The organism is Neorhizobium sp. BETTINA12A, assembly GCF_023006485.1.
Lineage (GTDB): Bacteria > Pseudomonadota > Alphaproteobacteria > Rhizobiales > Rhizobiaceae > Neorhizobium.
In genome coordinates this window covers 34221-53024 of the sequence record NZ_JALBGW010000025.1, presented here as the reverse complement: position 1 = coordinate 53024, position 18804 = coordinate 34221, and the positions used below count along the sequence as shown (strand labels likewise).

Here is an 18804-nt window from a genome sequence, read left to right as displayed (position 1 = left end):
GATAGATGGTCATCACCTTGCCGTCTTCGGACGGCGTCGCGGTGAAGCCTTCAGGCAGCGTCAGGCCACTGCCGATCCACAGCACTGAACCGGCGCCATCGGCGCCGTAAGAATGCGCGAGTACGCCCGTGGCGTTGACGGAGTCGGCATCATCGCCGTTGCCTGCCGGATTACCGCCGGTCAGCGCATCGTCGTCGAGCTGCACCAGCGAATTCTCGCCGATCGTCGGAATATCGTCGTCGACATTGATGGTCAGCGTGCCCGGCGTTGCAGCCGCATCGCCGTCCTTGTCGGTGACCTGGTAGGAAATCGTGAACTGCACATTGTCTTCCGTCCCCGGGATCGTCCCCTGCGGATGGTTGATCGGTGCAAGCTGGGTGACCTCATAGGCGCCCGTCACCGTGTCGGTGATGGTGATCGAAACGACCGCGCGTTCGCCCTGATAGATGGTCATCACCTTGCCGTCTTCGGACGGCGTCGCGGTGAAGCCTTCAGGCAGCGTCAGGCCGCTGCCGATCCACAGCACCGAACCGGCGCCATCGGCGCCGTAAGAATGCGCGAGTACGCCCGTCGCATTGACGGAGTCGGCATCATCGCCGTTGCCTGCCGGATTACCGCCGGTCAGCGCATCGTCGTCGAGCTGCACCAGCGAATTCTCGCCGATGACCGGAATATCGTCATCGACCGTGACGGAGAAGCTGCCGGTCTGCGAATCGCCATCGGCGTCCGTTGCCGTATAATTGAAAGTCAGCGGAAGAGCATCGCTGTCGGAAGCATGGTCAAGCGGCCCCTTCAGCTCGAACGTCGCCGTGCCATGCTCGGAGGTCGGATCGAGGGTGACGGTGAACACCGCCGGACCTTCGACGCCCTTGTATGCCGTTATGGTCACCGTACCATTGGCCGAAACCGTCGCCTCGCCATAGACGATTCCAACGCCACCCGACGTCAGGTTCTGCGGCAGGCCGTCGCTATTGAAGGCAATCGAGCGACCGAAAGTGTCGCCTTCCGACTCGTCCTTGACATTGGCGTCGGCACCCCAGGAAATGCCAAGAGCTGCCGAACTGACGAGGCTCTCGTGCGGTTCTCCCTCGTCATTGCCATTCGAAAGATCGTCCTCGTTCACCGAAGCGAGCTTCACTGGACCGCTGATCGACGGACCGTCGTCGGCGATATCGATCATGAACGAACCGGTGGATGCGTCGCCGTCCTTGTCGGTAACCGTGAACGAGAAGTTCAACCGCAGAATATCGTCGGTGCTGACCTCGTTGCCATCCGGATGATCAAGCGGCTGGGATTGCGTGAAGGTGAACTCACCAGTGACCGCATTCGTGACGTGGAACGTGAATACCGCGGTGGTAACATCGCCAACCGTGATCGTCCCGGTGACCGTCAGGCCGTCCGGAGATGTCGTGACGGTGACCGGATGGCCGCCTGAGAACAGCGCCTCCGTGGCGCCAGGGGTCGGGGTCGGCCCCTCGTTCAGATCGTTGGCGTTGTTGAAATTGACCGAAGTCACAATTCCAAAGTCGTCGCCGCCGTCGAACTGCAGCACGCCGGTGATGGTCTCGTTACCGGAGATACCGTCAACGAGCACCGATTCGGTCAGAGCGAATGGCGTCGATATATTGATAGCAATCGGCTGATCGTCTGCGCCCGTCTGGGCGTCAAGCCCTCCGCCGCCACCAAAGTCCGTGTCGCCAAGCAGGGATGCCAGCTGAATGGGGCCGTTCTGGTTCCCCTGGATCGAGTCTTCGAACTGAGCGCCGGAGCTGTCGGGGCGGCCGCTTGCGCTATAGGATCCATCGGGGCCGGCCGCGACGTTGATGCCGCTGTCTTCCAGCGCTGCGAAAAGCACCTGCTGGGGAACCTCGACTTCGCCGATCAGCATCGTCGGGATCTTGGTGGCGCCGTTGAGGATGACAATCTCGGTGCCGTCCGCCTGGACCAGGATCAGGTTCGCGCCGTCGACGTGGACATCGTCAATCGCAACGTTTGCCGCCAGGTGAACGATGTTGTTGGCATCCGGGGTCACTTCCGCGGCCGGAGCCGCAGGAGGAGCCACCGGCGCGTTCGGATCCGTCGGGACGCGGCCCGTCGTCGGAGTGCGGCCATCGCCGGCCTGCGCCACCTGGATCTCGTGCTCGATCGGAGAAGGTGTCGAGGAGGATGCAATTTCCTCCTGGATATCCGACGAGAAATTCTCAGTCAGATTTTCTTCCGAGATGTTCGACAGGCGCGGATCTTCAACGGACATGACTCTAACCCCCAATAAAAACTGTGCCGCAATCAACTCCGCCCCCAAATATAAAGCAAGAGTTCCTTAACCTTCGGGATATAGCCGGTTATGTGCGGGGAAAGGAATTGTTGACGGAAGGTTAACTGGGGTCCCGGGAGACGTATTAAAGCCACACATCTTGCCCCTACCGGGCTAAAAACATGGTTTCCAAACGGTATCTTGGATGATTGCTACAGGCATACGCTCGACCTGATCGGGCTAGGGCCGTCTCAGGCAACCGATTCGCCGACGGGAAGAGGGTTGATTCGGCCCGCAATTTTGCCTGGCCGGTGAGCCACAGACCCAATCAGGTTGGGTGTTAGATAAGCCAAGCAAGCTATAACGCGATGATTTTACTGGCTGACATGCGAGGTCTGCTTTGACAGACCCGCGGACTCGCTGCCGGAAACGATGATTGTTCGGTCATTCAAGCAACTTCCGTAAGAAGCCGAGCAATCCGCAAACTATACTATATTAAATTTTAATAAAATTTGTATCATCTCTCTCGGACTCCGGCCTCACCGGATCAGCAAGCTGCGGTTTATGCTTTCGGGCCGAACCGCAAATTGCGGCATTCAGCAAGATGGTGGCCGCTGAGTGAGATATCGGCATCCTCCCGGTAGCCGGAGACATCCGCACCAATTCCCGCATTCGCCAAGGCGCAGCCGGCTTTTGGAGGATTGAGGGTCCAGAAGGCAGAAAGGCCGGACGCGACATCCTCGGCGAAATACGGATAGATCCTGCGGTTTCCGACCTGGGCATAATTCGAACGCCCGAACAGCCCCAGGCTTGCGGCGCCGACGCCCTCCAGTTTCTGTTTGATCCGCAGCATGCCGTCCCTGACCGGCGGCTGAACCTCCAGGGCGCTCCGTCTTCCCTCTCCGTTATTGAGGTATCGCAGGACTGCCCAGAATTCCGAAGGCCCGTTCGTCATGAGGACGGCGTCCGTCGGAGACTGTGCCTCCCATGCGGCTATGATCTCGCGATATCCTCGCTTTTCGAATTTCAGGGTGTAGTTCAGGCCGCCGGCCAACATCAGCAGAACAACGGCCGAGACGACAATCCGCTGTGCGATGGCATGCGTCTTGAAAACCGCATCGGCGTAAAGGGCAAGCGAGATTGCCAGAAACGGCAGGAAGAGCCCCAGCGTCCGGTAGATGAAGACCGGCTTGAAGAACAGCGAGATGGCGAGCAGCACCGCAAGCGGCAACAGGACCAGGAGACCGCCGGGCCAACGGGCCCGGGGTTCGGAAAGCGGCAGAAGTGTCACCAGCGGCAGCATCAGGAAGCCCGCAACGGTCGGCCACGGAAACTCCAGGCCGAGAAGCGTCAGCGTCAGATGGATGCCGATCGCCGGCAGATCGAAACCGGCTATACCCTCCGTCTGCCGGATTGCCCCGATCACCAGCGGATAGAGCGCGGCCAGCGCCACCACCACGTAGATCCCTATCAGGAATAGCAGATCCCGGCCGGAGGCGGCCCGTCTAAGCCGGATCGCCGCATGCAGGAAGAGGAAGAAGGTCACGAAGAACCCGAGCCCGTGGGTGAGGGTTACGGCAAGCCCGAGGCAGAGCGCCGCGATGAGCCGCCCTCTCGACGCATGGCGATCTCTCACCATCGTCTGCAGCACGTACCAGAGGGCGATCTCCAATATGGCGAGCATCGGGTACATGCGGACATTTTCCGCAAAGAAAAGCTGGAGCGGCATCACGGCGAAGATGGCGCCTGCCCAGAGCGCGACGCTGCGGTCGTAAATGCGCCTGCAAGCCTCGTAGATCGCCGCGATGGCTGCAATGCTCAGAAGCGTGGAGTTGAGGATGTACCAGCGGTCGCTGTCGCCGAACGCCGCCCATAAGTGCAGCTGGACATAATAGAGCGGCGGATGCGTGTCGAAGCGCAACGCCGCGAATAGGAGGTCGATCAGCGGGCTTTCGGCCAGCGCGACGGAAAACACCTCGTCTTCCCAGAGCGAGGCGTCGAGGGTCAGGTTGAGAATTCGGAGCGCTATGCCGGCGGCGATCAGCGCGAGGAGAAAGATCGGGATGTTGCCCCATCTCCGGGTATCGCCAGATACGTCCGATGGCTTTCCGCGCCGCGGTGAAGATTTCTCAAATTCGGCGGCAGCGTCCTTGCGCCTGATTGCCCTTTGATAGGCGGTTCGCACGGCGTCCATATTGGCGCTCATGTCGTGGCACGTCGACGGCGCACTCTCGGACCGATCGAAACGAGATTGTCCTGCGGAGCCTGCGCGGCGGGGTTCTGGCGCACGATATAGATCGGTCGCTGCTTGATCTCGGCATAAACGCGTCCGAGATACTGGCCGAGTATGCCGATACCGATCAGCTGGATACCGCCGAGGAACAGCATGCTGACCAGCAGCGACGCATAACCGGGGACTTCGACGCCAAAATACAGTGTCTTGAAGATGGTCAGCAGGCCGTAACCGAAGGACGCGAGCGAGATCGATGCCCCGACATAGGTCCAGATCTCCAGCGGCACGCTCGAAAAGGAGGTGATTCCCTCCAGCGCGAAATTCCAAAGCCGCCAGCCAGAGAATTTCGACTGCCCTGCGATGCGCGGCTCCCGGACATATTCGACAATCGTGGTCTTGAAGCCCACCCAAGCAAACAGGCCCTTCATGAAACGGCGTCGTTCCGGAAGCTGTCTGAGGGCATCGATCACCTGGCGGTCTACCAGCCGGAAATCGCCGACATTGGACGGTATCTCCTGCGAGGCGATCAGATTGTGCAGCCGGTAGAACATCGAGGCGGTGTGGCGCTTGAGAAATCCGTCGCTTGAACGGTCCGCCCGCTTGGCCAGCACCACATCGAAACCTTCGCGCCATTTCGCAATCAGCAAGGGGATGACGTGGGGAGGATCCTGCAGGTCGACATCGATCGGGATCGCGGCATCGCTCTGGCAGGCATCGAGCCCTGCCGTCATTGCCGCCTCCTTGCCGAAATTGCGCGACAGGTCGATAATCCGGATGCGCGGCTCGTCGTGCTGGGCCTCTGTCAGACGATCGAGGGTGCGGTCCCGGCTCCCATCGTTGATGAAGATGAATTCGAACAGGATACCGTCGTCGCGCAAAGGATCCAGGGCTTCCTGGGCCGCTTCGAGAAATGGCGCTATGGCCGCTTCTTCGTTGTGGACCGGAATGATCAGACTGATGGTCGATACGGGCCTGCTCTCGATTGGGCGCTTCGGCATCGCGGTCCTCGCGGGTTCGATGCGGCAATCCTAGGCCGACCTCTCCACCCTTGCCCACTTATGCTTTTGATGGAACCGCCTGTATCTCCGATACGGTCAGCCTTACGCCTTTTGGGCAGGATGATGGCGCGTCTGTCCGACGTGTATGGTCGTCTTGTGAAGATTTCGGCGGACTTCTCTGTCCGCGAAATCATTCGCACTCCTGATTGGGCAGGGTCTGATGATTGAACTAGCTAGATCAGCGGCCGGAACTCAACGCGGATCCGGAACGGCGGCGCTTATCGGACAGATCTGGCGCTTTGCAACCGTTGGGGTCCTCGCGACGGCCGCCCATCTGACCATCTATTCCGTGCTGAGCGAACTTTTCGTTGTCGAGCCCTTGGCGGCCAACGCCATCGCCTTTGTCCTGGCATTCGGAATTTCTTTCACCGGACAAGCGGGGTGGACCTTTCGGGACGATGCGGGTGGACGTTGGCTCACATCCGCCCGCCTGACGCGTTTTCTGGCTGCGAGTGTCGCGGGGTTCGCCTTCAATACGTCGATCGTCTTCGTGATCGTCACGTGGCTGGATTATCCAGGCATCTATGCCCTGCCCTTCATGGCGACCCTCGTCCCGGCCGCGCTTTTTCTTCTCAACAAGTATTGGGTGTTCGGCAACGCATCGGGCGCGGGCGAGATGGTCCCGACCGGGCAACCGGAAACCGGCAAGCCGGTACATTTCGCAGCTTTTCAGAGCGACACCTCCAGATCAAAGGAGAAGGCCGATGCTCCTGACCGGATCTAGAGGACGCAAGCGCCTCGTCATAGCATCTCTCGGATGCCTGTTGTCTGGCGCCGCACTGTCGCAAGAAACCAAGCCGGTCTCCGCTGCACGAAATTCCGCACAGGTGTTCTTCACCGGCCATAGCCTGATCGACAATCCCCTGCCCGACTGGGTGGAGTTGATCGCCAAAAGCCAGGGCAAGACGATTGCCTGGGAGGAACAGATCGTCATCGGCTCGCCCCTGAGGGTTCGCACCCGGGGCGACGACGCCGAAAGCAGCGGCTGGGCCGGATATAAATACGGAAAGAACCGCAATGGCGATGAAATGAATGTCATCGAGGAGCTACTGCACCCGACCCATGTCCGCACCGGACGACCCTACGACACGCTTGTCGTGGCGGAAGGCCACGGGTCGATCGGCTCGATCATATGGGAAAACGCGATCGGCTATCTGCGCCACTTTCACGACCGCCTTCTCGACGGCAATCCGAACGGCCGAACTCTCTATGTCCACACCTGGCTGGATGTCGACAAGGACAAGCCCGCGCTTTGGCTGGAACACGAGACAAACGCGTCGGTTGTCTGGCAATGCATAGCGGAGAAAGCGAGGCTGACGCTGCAGGCTGAAAAACGCCCGGCCAATCTCTCTGTCGTGCCGGCCGGAACGGCGCTGGTGGAATTGGTGAAAAGAACACTTGACGATAAGGTTGTCGGCCTGACCGGAAGCACCAGGCAGAAGCTGGATCGGATTTTCCGCGACAATGTCCATTTGACCGATATCGGCATCTATTTTGTGGCCGCAGTCCACTACGCGTCGATCTATCATCAGTCGCCCGAGGGTGCCGCGGCACCGCCGACCATACCCCGGGATCTTGCAAAGGAACTGCAGAAGATTGCCTGGACCGTGACTCGAGATTTTCTGAAGCAGGAAAGCCTGGACCCGCCGAGCATGGAAGAATGCCGGCACGTCATCGTCGAAAAGGTCTGCCGAAGCTACTGGACGCTGGCCGGTGAGCCGAACGAAGTCGGTCGCTGCCAGAGCTATTTTGCCGAAATCCATCCGAAACCCGGAGACAACCCGTTTGTCTGGCCGGATCCCAATTGGAAGGCCCTGCCAAAGCCGTCGCCCTAACTCCTTGTCATCCCGATGATGGTATGCCCGGCGGGGCCCGACGATCCCGCATCCGACCGCCAGGACACACGAATCCGATCTCACGGTCTCGGCACACCGAACCCCTATCGGCATTGCCCTGACTGCCAGATTGGATGGCGTACAGATTGAATTCGCAATTCGTTTCAGAACGCGCGCGCTGCGCCGTTCCTTCTCTCTCGCCAATGCAATGGCGCATGCACGACCACCAACGTCAAAGAACGATCCCTGCCGGGAGTTCTTCAAGGTCAGGAGGCAGTACCGCGGCGACGCCCCTGTCAGCGTTGACGTGGTTTTTGGTAGTCTTCATGCAGCTGCGAACATTCGGATTTCGCAGCCGTGATATCTTGGGGATGGTCCGTCAGGTGAACGGCGGATCTAGTTAGCCGCTCCGTACGGGAAGAGGTCATTGAGCTTGTAGGCGACCTCGGTTCGATTGGTCGCTTTCAGCTTCTTCATGATATTGCGGATATGAACCTTGACCGTGCTTTCCCGAAGATTGAGCTCGTAGGCAATGATCTTGTTGGCCTTGCCCCTGCGAAGCGCTTCGACCACCGCTTCCTGGCGCAGCGTGAACATCCCCGAGAGCGGCCGATGTTCAGCCGACGGCGTTGCAGCGCTGACCAGATGCCTCATGGAGAGGACGCTGCTTGCAGGAACGAAAATCCCGCCGGCAACTGCCAGGCCGATCGCTTCCACGCAGACGCCGATGCCGACGCAGGACGGAATGAAACCCCGAGCCCCATACTCGAGCATTTTCACGACCTGCGCGAGATCATCGGAGTCGGAGAGCACGATGATCGGCGGCGACTTGAACTCGGTCGTCAATTTCGAGATGTCGGCCGCGAGTGCTGAATCGTCGGCCTTTCGGCTGCCTATATTGAATAGAACGGCTTGAACGGGCGGATAGAGATCTTTCTCTAACTTCCATTCTTCGATGGAGCCGACAGCGCAGACATCCATCTCGAGGCCACGCCCGATGAGGGCTTTGGCAAGGCATTCGCGATCAAGCGCTCTCGCGTCGATGATCACCAGGCATCCATCGTGGTTTACCCCCTCACCGCCGCGATCATCTCGTTCGGCGAGCTTCGGGATGTCATTCATAATGCGAAAGGAATCTGCCACAGCAGGAGAACGGCTGTAGCCGCTTGGTGTGGAACTCATCTTACCCCCTTGCCTGAAGTCTAGGACTGATTGTCCCCTTCAGGAACCGCAACTATAAGTACGCCAACAGACTGTCTTACCACCTCATCAACCTTTTATTAACGTCAATATACAACTGATACGTAATTTAGTCTATCAGCAAGTAAGCAAATAGATAAAAATATTTATCAAAGTGGCGAGCTAAGTTCCGATAGGGAATTGGATATCTGCTTATAGTTAACGCGTACGTCAAAATATAGGCTTTGGACCGCCATACAGGATCCAGTTATAAATCTCGAACATCTGAACCGCCTTGGCATGCCAGCTGTATCTTTCCCGAACACGTCTTGAAGTTGCGTCGCTGAGTAAAGCGACAAGCCCGGGATTGCTTTCCAAGTATTCAAACGCCTTGGTGAAACCGGTAATCAACGTCTCGCGATCGTGGAAGTCTACCGCTATGCCGGATTGATCGTCGATGAGCTCCGGCGGGCCTCCGTAATTGGCAACGATCGGGACGAGGCCCATGGACATTGCCTCCAGAACGACTCCGCCGCCAAACTCCCGGACACTCGGCAATGCCAGCACCTGATATCCGGCCAGTGTTGAAGCCAGGTCCCTTTGCTCCACCCATCCCGCAAATTTGACGGAATCCCGAAGCCCCTTTCGACGCACGGTCTCCTCCAGTTCTTTTCGCTGGGGACCGTCACCGACAATGAGAACTTCGATGTTCAAACGCCCCCGATAGGCGGCCACGGCCTCGATGAGGATGTCTGCGCCCTTATAGGGTACCAGCCTGCCGATGAAGGCGACGGCCAACCTGTTGCCGGAGAGTTCGCGCAACTGAAATGGAAAACGATCCGGATCGGCCGCGTTTTCCGGAATGAGAAAAGCCCTTTCCGCACAGTTCGTGGGAAGCTCGCTCAGCGTATGACCGGACCCCGCAATAAGTGCTGCCGCTTCCGATCGCGTCGTCCGGTAATACGGCATCAGAAAATGGAGCTTCCGAATTGCCGACAGCCACTCGCGCTCACGGCTTCGCACGTCCGAAAAACCTTTCGGCCAAGGCACGCCGCCGTTGAGGGGGCCGAGGACAAAAGGGATGCCATATTTTTTCAGCTTCCTGGCAATCGGGCTTTGGCTCGTGGGACTGAGCGGCGTGATCCTGTGAACCAAGTCGAATTCGCCGGCCATCAGCCGCTTGCCCAGCAGCTTCCACACGTCCCGCTCGAAACTATAATAGGAGAACGAGGAAAAGGCCGTCACGACCGTCCAGCCCTTGTTCTCCCCGCCCCGCAGGCGTTCGCTGAGACGGTAGAAGGCGCGCGCTACCCTTTCGTTGTCGATGGCGACGAAATCGCGCCCCTCGACCAACCCGGCGCGCAAAAGCGCATCCCGGTTCCGTACCTGCGTGACAAGCAGAGCGTCGGTCTTCTGCATGATCGCATGCGCAAGGTTCCAGCCGACCAGCGGCACGCTGGTCCATTCCGGATTCGCTGCCTCGGCAATCAACAAGGGCCGGAGCGCCTTGCCCGGTGATTTCGCGACATTGGAATGAAGCCCGTTCCCGGCACGGCTCTGCTCGGAAAGTTTATCGGCGAAAGCGCGGAAGACCTGTGGAAGGCTATCGGAATGCGGCCCGGCCACGCTCATTGACAAACCCCTTTGCGGTCAACGCCACCAATCCGGTGGAAAAATCTCACCAACGCCAGAACATTCCGGAAATTTATGTTGCCACGCATGGAGTATTTCCAAATTGAATTGATGAAATCCTGCTGACATGACGGCTGAGCAAACACTACTCGCCGACCGTCACAAGTATGTATTGATGATGAATGTTATTTCGCCTTCCCCTCTTCATCAATCTATCGGAAGTGGGAGAACATTACTGCTTTAGGGGTAGGACGGAATCGTCCACCACCACCGCTCGACTGAGGACGGATCGCCTTCTGATTTGGATCGATCAGAATATGCTGCCGGCGTGCTCAAAAATCAGCGTCGCGAGGGTTCCGGCCAGAAAACCGACTGGCCAGGCCAGAAGCACGCCGACTTCATAGGACAAGCTGTGGAGCCCATGGCGCCGATTGAAATAGAATATCACGGCAAAAACTGGCAGCCCGTAAAGGGCGATCGCCCACAGCGCACCGTAAAATCCGAACATATAATAGGCGAGCGGAATCGAGACGAAAATCGAGACCGCCCGGACAAAATTCAGAATGGTCTGGTTTCTGGGTTCGTTGACGGCAAGGTATATCGCCGACAGCGGCCCGAAACGGGTGGTGAGAAGGCTGAAAGACAGTATCTGGATGATCGGCGCGGCCTCCAGATAACGATCGTCATAGAGGAACTCGATGATCGCTTTGCCGCCCGAAAAGATCGCCCCGGCGCTTCCTATGAACACGAGATCGAAGGGAAGGCGAATTTTCAGAAACATGCCGCGCAGCTGTTCGGGCCGCTCCCGCGCCACCTTGCTGAGTGCCGGCATCGCGACGGTTGAGAAAAGCCGTCCGCCTGCGCCCTCAAGCATCGAAATGAGATTGAAGGCCAGGCTATAGAGGCCGAGCATCATGGGGCTCGTCCAGCCGGCAAGAAAGACGCGATCCCCGCTGGCCGCGACCACCGTCAGGATCGACGACAGCATGATCCACCGGCCGAAGCGAATGAGATCCCGAACCGCCTCCTTCTCCCAGGAAAAGCTGTTATTGGCGCCGGGGAGCCACACATGGCTGAGCACGGTAGTGACGATACAGGATACATAGGTCGAAACGACGAAAGCCCAGATCGACCCCGTTTTCCAGGCGAGCAGAACCGCAACGGTAAGGCTGATCACCTGTGCCGTGATCTCGATAACCGTCAGCCGTCCGAGATCCAGATGCCGGAAGGCGGAGATGAGTTTCGTCGATTGCAGGCCCATGATGACCATGCAGAACGACAGTGCCATGATGATCGCAGGAAGCTCGGGAACGGTATAGACCGACCCGGCGGGAAACAGACCGTAATGGGCTGCACGCCCGATCCCGATCGCCACCAGCACACAGGTAAACCAGATCAGGCATCCATGCAGGATCTGCAGCGTCCACGCGGTATCGAGATAGGATTGCTCGTCTCCCATCCGGCTCTGGATCGCTGCCGGCCTGAGGCCGAGGTCGGAGAGCATCGACACCGAGACGTGAACCATCGTGGCAACCGCCATGATGCCGAACATTTCCGGGATCAGCAGGCGCGTCAGGATCAGGCTGCTGGCGATGCGCAGCACCTGCAGCAGGACATACCCCATCATCGACCAGCCGGCCGCCCGCATGATGATATTGCGGAAACGCGGCTGCGCCTCGACCGAAGGAGCGGGCGAGCCGAGCACACCCGCAGGACCGGAAGGTTCGCCATTCCAATCGGGAGAAACTGTTGCTTCGACCACCGCGGGCTCCTTATTTCACTACTCTATTGGCCTGGTTTTGCGTCTGGGAAAGATGTCGCGACGGCGGCCCGCCCAATGGCAAGGCCACGAGCGTGGGCGACGGCATCGAAACGGATTGCAGGGGAACGTTACGCAAGCTCGATCACCGGTTTCTGGGCAACGGTTTTGCTTTGAAGCGGCTGCGCCGGTACGGCGTCCTTTGACTTCCGTTTTTCCACCGCCTCGGCAACGATTGCGCGCATGCGCTCGGCGAGCACGCGAACATAAGGATCGAGCACCATGCTGTCGTGATCTCCCGGCACCTCGGAGACATTGAGTTGCACGACATGCTCGCTCCAGCCGTTGTCGGAAAGCAGGATATCGCGGTTCTCCTTGAGGCAGCGTCCGCCGCTGAGCCGGTAGAAGATGGCGGGCTTCGGTCGGAACAGCGTCACCGCTCCGGCATAGGGTTTCACCTGGTATTGATGAGCCGCCCGCCTGAACGCCACCTCGATCTTCTCGTTGTTGAAATGCTCCGTCGGGCCGGCCTGATGCTCCGCCTCCTGCTTGGCGCGGCCGTTCATCTTGTCGTGCAGACGGTCCTGGAGATACTTGGCGAGATAATTGGCTTTATGCCGGCGGATATCCTGCAGTTTCATGGTAATACGGTCGCGCAGATCCAGCCCCGGTTGCCGCGGCAGCGGCGTGTCCAGCATCAACACATGGGAAACCTCTTCTCCCGCCTCCTGAAGTTGTCGGGCCATTTCGAAGGCGGTTATGCCGCCACCCGAATAGCCGGCGAGAAGATAGGGGCCGTTGGGCTGAACGGTGCGGATTTCGGCGATGTAATCGACCGCCATTTGCTCGAAAGTCGCATGCGGCTCGTGATCTCCGTAGAGACCGCGAGCCTGCAATCCGTAGACTGGCCTGTCCGCCCCCATGGTCATAGCCAGATGGCGAAGGTTCAGGACATTGCCGAACATGCCGGCGCAGATGAACAGCGGGGTTGCTTTTGCATTCTTACCGGGGTTCATCAGTACCAGATGAACCGGCTTTGCCGTCGTCGTCGGCAGGCTCCCCGCGAGCTCGGATCCTGCGGCTTCGCCTCCATCCGGCAGTTCCACAGCGATGCGCTCCGCACATTGGGCAATCGTCGGCGCCTCGAACAGCGTCGAGATCGGCAGGTCGAGCGCGTATTGCTTCTTGATCATCCGAAACAGTCGAACTGCAATCAGCGAATGCCCGCCCATGTCGAAGAAACTGTCGTGGATGCCGACCTTGGCGATGCCGAGGAGCTCCCGCCAATAGCCGGCCAGCGTTTCCTCGATCGGGTTGCGGGGCTCGACGAACTCGCTTTCGAGGTCCGGCCTCTCGAAATTGTCCCCAGACGGCGTCGCGGTTTCGGCAGAGGCCGCGATCCATTCGCGCAGAGTTTCGAGATCGATCGAACTGATGATCGGCTGAGGTTCGGAAGTGGCGAGCGCGCGTTGCAGCGCCGAAAAACCCTCCAACGGAAGAATGCCGTTGCGCACCTGGGTGCCGAGCTTCAGCATCGCCGGAGACAGGGGGGCATGTTTCGGTTTCGCAGCAGCCGGTGCATCCGCCTGGGGTGCGAGACCGAGCGCAAGATCGTTCTCCAGCCTGCGCATGACGAATTTTTCGGCTTCGAAGACAACATTGCCGCCGGGGTCAGTAATCGTCACGTCGAAGGCCGCATAACCCTCGCCGAAATCGTTGCTGTCGGCGAGCCTGACGATGCTGATGATTTCGGCCGGCAGCGGCTCGTGAAGGACCACCCGGCCATAGGTTGCCGGCGCCCAAAGCGAGGTCTCGGCGTCGTAGTCTTTGGCAAGTTCCATGGCAAAGCCGGTCGCAATGTCGAGCAGGCCCGGGTGCAGCAGAACGCCTTTCGAAAGATCATCCGCATAGGAGGGGTCCAGTTTCAGCTCCGCAATCGCCTTGCCGCTTCCGATCGCCATGGAGCGCAACACCGACCAGCGGGGGCCGAAGCGAATATGCTTCTCCTGGACAGCACGAAGCGCGCTGCCGCCTCCGGCAACCCGTGTCTCGTCAAACGAAGAGGCTATAGTGGCGATGTCGATGGTCTCGTGCCTCTGTTGCGGCTGCGGCTTGAGGACGGCTTCGGCGTGCTTGACGAACAGCGCATCCTCGCCATCCGCCGGGCCCGCCAAAACCATGACGCGAAAATGCTCCGCCACCGGTTCCAGCCGGACGCGAACGGCTTTCATCTCTCCGTCGCTAAAGACAAGCGGTCTCAGAAATACGAGGTCCGCCACTTCCGCTGCAAACGGAAGTCCGTATTCCCGAGACGCCTGTGTAATCAATTCCAGATAGCCCGTACCCGGCATGACCGCCTGACCGGACAGAAGACGATGCTCGTCAAGCATCCATTCCGTCTCGGGGCTGACCAGCGCCTCGAGCCAGGGCAATCCCGTCTCGTCCTCTTTCCAGTGATGGAAGAACGGACCCGCTGCCGGGCCGGCAACCGGCCTGATCCATCCGCCGCCTTCCGACGCGCCAAGCGCTCGTGCCGCAAGACCGACTTCGTTCCAGACGCCCCAGTGCAGCGCGACGGTAGCGCGGTCGGTGCGATGGGAGCGGCTCTGCGCGAAGGCATTGAGATAGGCGTTGGCGGCGACGTAATCGACCTGTCCCGCCCGCACCATGTCGGTGCTGGTGGAGGAGAACATCAGGAAGAAATCGAGCGCGACGTTTTCGAATGCCGCATCCAGTACGGTCGTACCGAGAACTTTCGGCGTCAGCACCGTGTCGATACTGTCGCGGGTTTTGGTCTGGATGAGGCCGTCATCGATCGCGCCGGCCGCATGGAAGACACCGTTGATTTCCCCGAAACGGGAAAGCGACGTCTCGACCGCCCGGCTCATCTGCTCCGGATTACTGACATCGCCGACGAGATAAAGGACCTCCGCGCCCTCGTCTTCGAGCCTCCGGATCGCCGAAATCGCGCGCCGCACTCCGTCGTGGCCGTGGGTGCGATCGTAGAATTCCCAATTTTCGCGCGGCGGAAGAACCAGGCGGCCGACAAGCACGATCCGCGCCTGGAACTGGCTCGCGAGCTCGTCCGCAAGTGCCAGAGCGACGTCGCTCAAACCACCGGAGAAGAAATAGACGCCGCCTTCACGCAGTTTCGCCTGCTCGGATGACACTTCTTTTAATGGCAACCGCTGATGGATCTGCGACCAGCGCCGACCTTTACGCAGCGCCACCACTTCCGACCCCGGCTTGGCGTGCAGATCTTCCCAGAGCTGCTCGGTCAATGGCGCCAGGTCCACGGCATCCTTTTTCTCTGCCGAACGAGCAAAAGCGAAACGCTTGCTGTTCCGCTCAGCCCTGGACGGCAGATCGATATCGATCACCTTGACCGTCGCACCGCTCATCTCTTTCGGTAGCACTAGGCCGGGACCGAGAACGGTCGCCTTTTCGGGATAGGACAAGGGCTCGCCCGAAACCTGCTGCATACCGTTGGTGATAACGGTGAAATGTATGTCCGGAACGCTGGCGGCATCCCCCAGAGCCTGGGCGAGATGCAGCATGCTGTCGAAGCCGCACTCCTGGTTTCGATGGAAGAAGTTCGAGCCGGGCCGGAAGGTTTCCGCCTGGGTCAGAAGCCACATATGCACGATCCGCGACGGCAGTCCGCCATCGCCGACAAGTCCCGCAACAAGGGCGTCATATCCCGCACGCCCCAGTTCCGGGCAGAGCATATAATCCTCGGCGCTACGGCGAATGAAAGCATCGCCCAGCGACACCGTCACGACGCGGTGTCCTACCGTCCTCAGCGCATCGACCAGCCGCGCGCCGACGCCGGTATCATCGAGGAAGAACAGCCAGGATTGCGCCTCTTTCTCGGCACCGAGTTCGTAATCCGCAAGCGTCTGCTTCCAGGAGGGACGATAGCCCCAACGTGCGATATCCGGTTCCTTCGAAAGGACAGGCTCGGCGCTTTTGCCTCTCTCATTCGCTCCGGCACGGTCTATAAAGAAGCGCTTGTGCTGGAATGGATAGGCAGGCAGCCGGACCCGGCGCGGCGAACGGCCCTGCCAAAGGCGGTCTATGTCGACATCGAGCCCGGTCGCCCAGGCCCGTCCGACGGCCGAGAGGAAATAAAGCCGATCATCGCCGGCCTCGTCCGGATGCGGCAGGCTGTTGATCACCTGGTTTGCGGGGATCGACCCTTGCGCCTTCGTCAGTGACGACAGAACCCGCCCGGGGCCGACCTCGATATAGATCCGTCCGGGTTCGGCCGAAAGCGCGGCCATGCCGTGCGCGAAATGGACGGTCGAACGAAGGTGGCCAACCCAGTACATCGGATCGGTTGCCTCTTCGGCGCTGAGCGGCAGGCCTGTACGATTCGAGAGGATCGGAATTGCCGGCGCGCGAAGGGTTATACCGCGCAGAAAAGTCTCGAAGGCTTTGAGGATGGGCGTGACCAGCCGCGAATGAGCGGCGATATTGATCGGCACCCGTGTCGCATCGATGCCCTGCGTCACCAGGAATTCCCGGAATGCGTCGAGATCCTCGTTGAGGCCGGACACGACGCAAAGCGACGGCGCATTGACCGAAGCAATATCGAGCGATGACGGCAGCAGTTCGGAAAGCCGGTCGTGATCGAGCGGCACGCTCATCATGCCGCTCGGCTGGATCGTCTCGAACAGTTTCCCGCGCAGGTGCACGAGATTGACGGCGTCCTTGAAGGACATCACGCCGGCAACGCAGGCCGCGGCGTTCTCGCCCATGGAATGACCGATCAGCGCCTTCGGCTTCACACCCCAATCCATCCAGAGGCGGGCCAAACCGACTTCGGTGATCAGGATGGCCGGAAGCTGGAGCGACGGGCGGAGAAAGGCTTTTGCGGTCGCGGCCGTATTTTCCCCGAGCCAGGTGGCGCGGATCTCCTTTGCCGCATCGCTCGGCAGATGGGAAAGCCCCTCTTCGACGATCAGCCGGAATGTCTGATCCTCCTCGTAGAGCCGCTTGGCCATGCCGACATATTGCGCGCCGCCGCCCGGAAACAGGAAAATAGCACCGGCGTTGTTCGGCACCGGCTGATGAACGAAACCGCGGCCGCCGGGGTTCGCGAGGACCGCGACGGCGTCCTCACGGCCACGGACGGCGACCACCATGCGATGGTCGAAATGTTTGCGGCCGTGCTGCAGAGTAAAGCTGACGTCGTCAAGCGAAAGGCCGGGCTGGTTTGACATCGCCAAACCGAGCCGCTCGGCCGCCTGGTCGATCGTCTTGCGCTGGCGGGCCGAAAGGAACAGCAGCATCGGATCGCAATCGGCACCGGCCTGCGCGTCACTTTTGACCACATCCGGCACATAGCGGGTCGGAGCCTGCTCGATGATGGCATGCGCATTGGTGCCGCCGACGCCGAGCGAGTTGACGGCCGCCCGGCGAGGGCCCGGCGCATGCGGCCATTTCACCAGCTTGTTGTTGACCCGGAACGGGCTCTTTTCGAAATCGATCGAGGGATTGGGGCGCTCGAAGCCGAGCGTCGGCGGAATCTCCCCCTCGTTGACGGCAAGCGTCGCCTTGATGAGGCCGACGACGCCCGCTGCTGTATCGAGATGGCCGATGTTCGATTTGACCGACCCGACATGGCAGAAGCCGGTCCGGTCGGTGCTCTGCCTGAAGGCCGCCGTCAGCGCCTCGATCTCGATCGGATCGCCGAGGAACGTACCCGTGCCATGGCACTCGATGTATTGAATAGTGTCGGCATCGACACCTGCGAGACCTTGAGCCTCCAGAACCGCCTCGGCCTGCCCGCTGACGCTCGGGGCCAGATAACCCGCCTTGCTGCCGCCGTCGTTGTTGACGGCCGTGCCCTTGATCACGGCATGGATCACATCGCCGTCGCGGAGCGCATCCGAAAGCCGGCGCAGCACGACTACCCCGACACCGCTGCCGAAAACAGTCCCGGCAGCGCGATGATCGAAGGGCCGGCAATGCCCGTCGGGCGACAGGATCTCACCTTCCTGGAACGTGTATCCGCGCCGATGCGGGAACTCGATCGTCACCCCGCCGGCAAGCGCCATGTCGCACTCGCCTGAAATCAGGCTCTGGCAGGCATAGTGCACCGCGACCAGCGACGTCGAGCAGGCGGTCTGGACGTTGACGCTCGGACCGCGCAGGTCGAACGTGAAGGAGGCGCGAGTCGCCAGGAAATCCTTGTCGTTGCCGGTATGGCGCAACAGAAACATGCCCACCTGATCGATCAGGTTGCGATTGCTGCAGACGTTGAAATAGAAGTAGCTGCCCATGCCGCAGCCGGCGAAGATACCGACCGGGCCGGGCTGATTGTTCGGCGTCCGGCCGGCATCCTCCATGGCTTCCCAGGCACATTCCAGGAAATGGCGGTGCTGGGGGTCCATGATCGCCGCCTCCTTCGGGTTCAGACCGAAGAATTCCGCGTCGAACATTTCCATATCGGGAAGATCGGCGCCGCGTGGAACGTAGTTGGGATGATGGAGCCGCTCGGGATCTTCGCCTTCGGCGATCAGGTCCTCCGGCGAAAACGTGCGGACGGACTCGACGCCGTCTCGCAGGTTCTGCCAGAATTCCGAAACATTGCGCGCACCCGGCACTCTCAAAGCCATGCCGACGATCGCAATATCGCCGGCACTGACCTGGTTAGACCCCTCAAGCATCGATACCGTCCCAACCCGCGGAGGTCGGCCCGATGACATCACCCCAATGAGCCATTGGCCTCGTTCCGCTTCCATTGAAAAACCGCGAGCGCAAACCCGCATTCTCAATGTGCTTCCAGCTAAGAAGCAATCGCAATTACTCCTTTGGAAACCATCATCATCCGTATGGGGGAGAGGCAG

Annotated in this window: 9 protein-coding genes; 2 read left to right on the top strand and 7 right to left on the bottom strand. The window is 60.0% G+C overall.

The genetic code is table 11. The annotated features are described in order from the left end of the window. From MOV61_RS09845 to MOV61_RS09835, 3 genes are all read right to left on the bottom strand, one after another. A partial coding sequence (locus tag MOV61_RS09845) for a DUF5801 repeats-in-toxin domain-containing protein (RefSeq protein ID WP_247136440.1) occupies positions 1–2254 on the bottom strand: 2254 nt, incomplete at its 3' end. A gap of 562 nt (positions 2255–2816) precedes the next feature. After that, the gene (locus MOV61_RS09840) at positions 2817–4460 is read right to left on the bottom strand and encodes a glycosyltransferase family 39 protein (protein ID WP_247136439.1); all 1644 of its coding nucleotides are present in this window, start codon (positions 4458–4460) and stop codon (positions 2817–2819) included. Beyond that, positions 4457–5485 carry a glycosyltransferase family 2 protein gene (locus MOV61_RS09835; protein WP_247136438.1) on the bottom strand — a complete coding sequence of 343 codons (1029 nt, stop codon included), beginning with the start codon at positions 5483–5485 and terminating at the stop codon, positions 4457–4459. Before MOV61_RS09835 ends, MOV61_RS09840 begins: the two co-directional genes overlap by 4 nt. 220 nt (positions 5486–5705) lie before the next feature. Here MOV61_RS09835 and MOV61_RS09830 point away from each other — a divergent pair, with 220 nt between their 5' ends. Both MOV61_RS09830 and MOV61_RS09825 read left to right on the top strand, forming a co-directional pair. Then, positions 5706–6269: a GtrA family protein gene (locus MOV61_RS09830; protein ID WP_247136437.1), complete on the top strand. Its 564-nt coding sequence runs from the start codon at positions 5706–5708 to the stop codon at positions 6267–6269. A gap of 40 nt (positions 6270–6309) precedes the next feature. Further along, on the top strand, positions 6310–7380 hold the full coding sequence (locus tag MOV61_RS09825; RefSeq protein WP_247136436.1) for a hypothetical protein: 1071 nt from the start codon (positions 6310–6312) through the stop codon (positions 7378–7380). A gap of 396 nt (positions 7381–7776) precedes the next feature. On the opposite strand, the gene MOV61_RS09820 is transcribed toward MOV61_RS09825, so the two are convergent. The 4 genes from MOV61_RS09820 to MOV61_RS09805 all read right to left on the bottom strand — a co-directional run bounded on the left by MOV61_RS09820 (position 7777) and on the right by MOV61_RS09805 (position 18624). After that, positions 7777–8562, bottom strand: a complete 786-nt coding sequence (locus MOV61_RS09820; RefSeq protein ID WP_038545991.1) for a response regulator transcription factor — start codon at positions 8560–8562, stop codon at positions 7777–7779. A 228-nt stretch (positions 8563–8790) separates the two neighbouring features. After that, complete coding sequence (locus MOV61_RS09815) at positions 8791–10191, bottom strand: glycosyltransferase family 4 protein (protein ID WP_247136435.1); 1401 nt, start codon at positions 10189–10191, stop codon at positions 8791–8793. A 310-nt stretch (positions 10192–10501) separates the two neighbouring features. Beyond that, positions 10502–11953 carry an oligosaccharide flippase family protein gene (locus MOV61_RS09810; RefSeq protein WP_247136434.1) on the bottom strand — a complete coding sequence of 484 codons (1452 nt, stop codon included), beginning with the start codon at positions 11951–11953 and terminating at the stop codon, positions 10502–10504. Positions 11954–12081: 128 nt separating this feature from the next. Continuing rightward, a complete protein-coding gene (locus tag MOV61_RS09805; protein WP_247136433.1) occupies positions 12082–18624 on the bottom strand; it encodes a type I polyketide synthase in 6543 nt (2180 codons plus the stop codon). Between the last annotated feature and the right edge of the window lie 180 nt (positions 18625–18804).

Bases quoted from the DNA above. Each gene is read 5' to 3' on its own strand.
- MOV61_RS09840 (WP_247136439.1), bottom strand. From the start codon at position 4,460: ATGAGCGCCAATATGGACGCCGTGCGAACCGCCTATCAAAGGGCAATC.
- MOV61_RS09830 (WP_247136437.1), top strand. From the start codon at position 5,706: ATGATTGAACTAGCTAGATCAGCGGCCGGAACTCAACGCGGATCCGGA.
- MOV61_RS09815 (WP_247136435.1), bottom strand. From the start codon at position 10,191: ATGAGCGTGGCCGGGCCGCATTCCGATAGCCTTCCACAGGTCTTCCGC.
- MOV61_RS09820 (WP_038545991.1), bottom strand. From the start codon at position 8,562: ATGAGTTCCACACCAAGCGGCTACAGCCGTTCTCCTGCTGTGGCAGAT.
- MOV61_RS09805 (WP_247136433.1), bottom strand. From the start codon at position 18,624: ATGCTTGAGGGGTCTAACCAGGTCAGTGCCGGCGATATTGCGATCGTC.
- MOV61_RS09835 (WP_247136438.1), bottom strand. From the start codon at position 5,485: ATGCCGAAGCGCCCAATCGAGAGCAGGCCCGTATCGACCATCAGTCTG.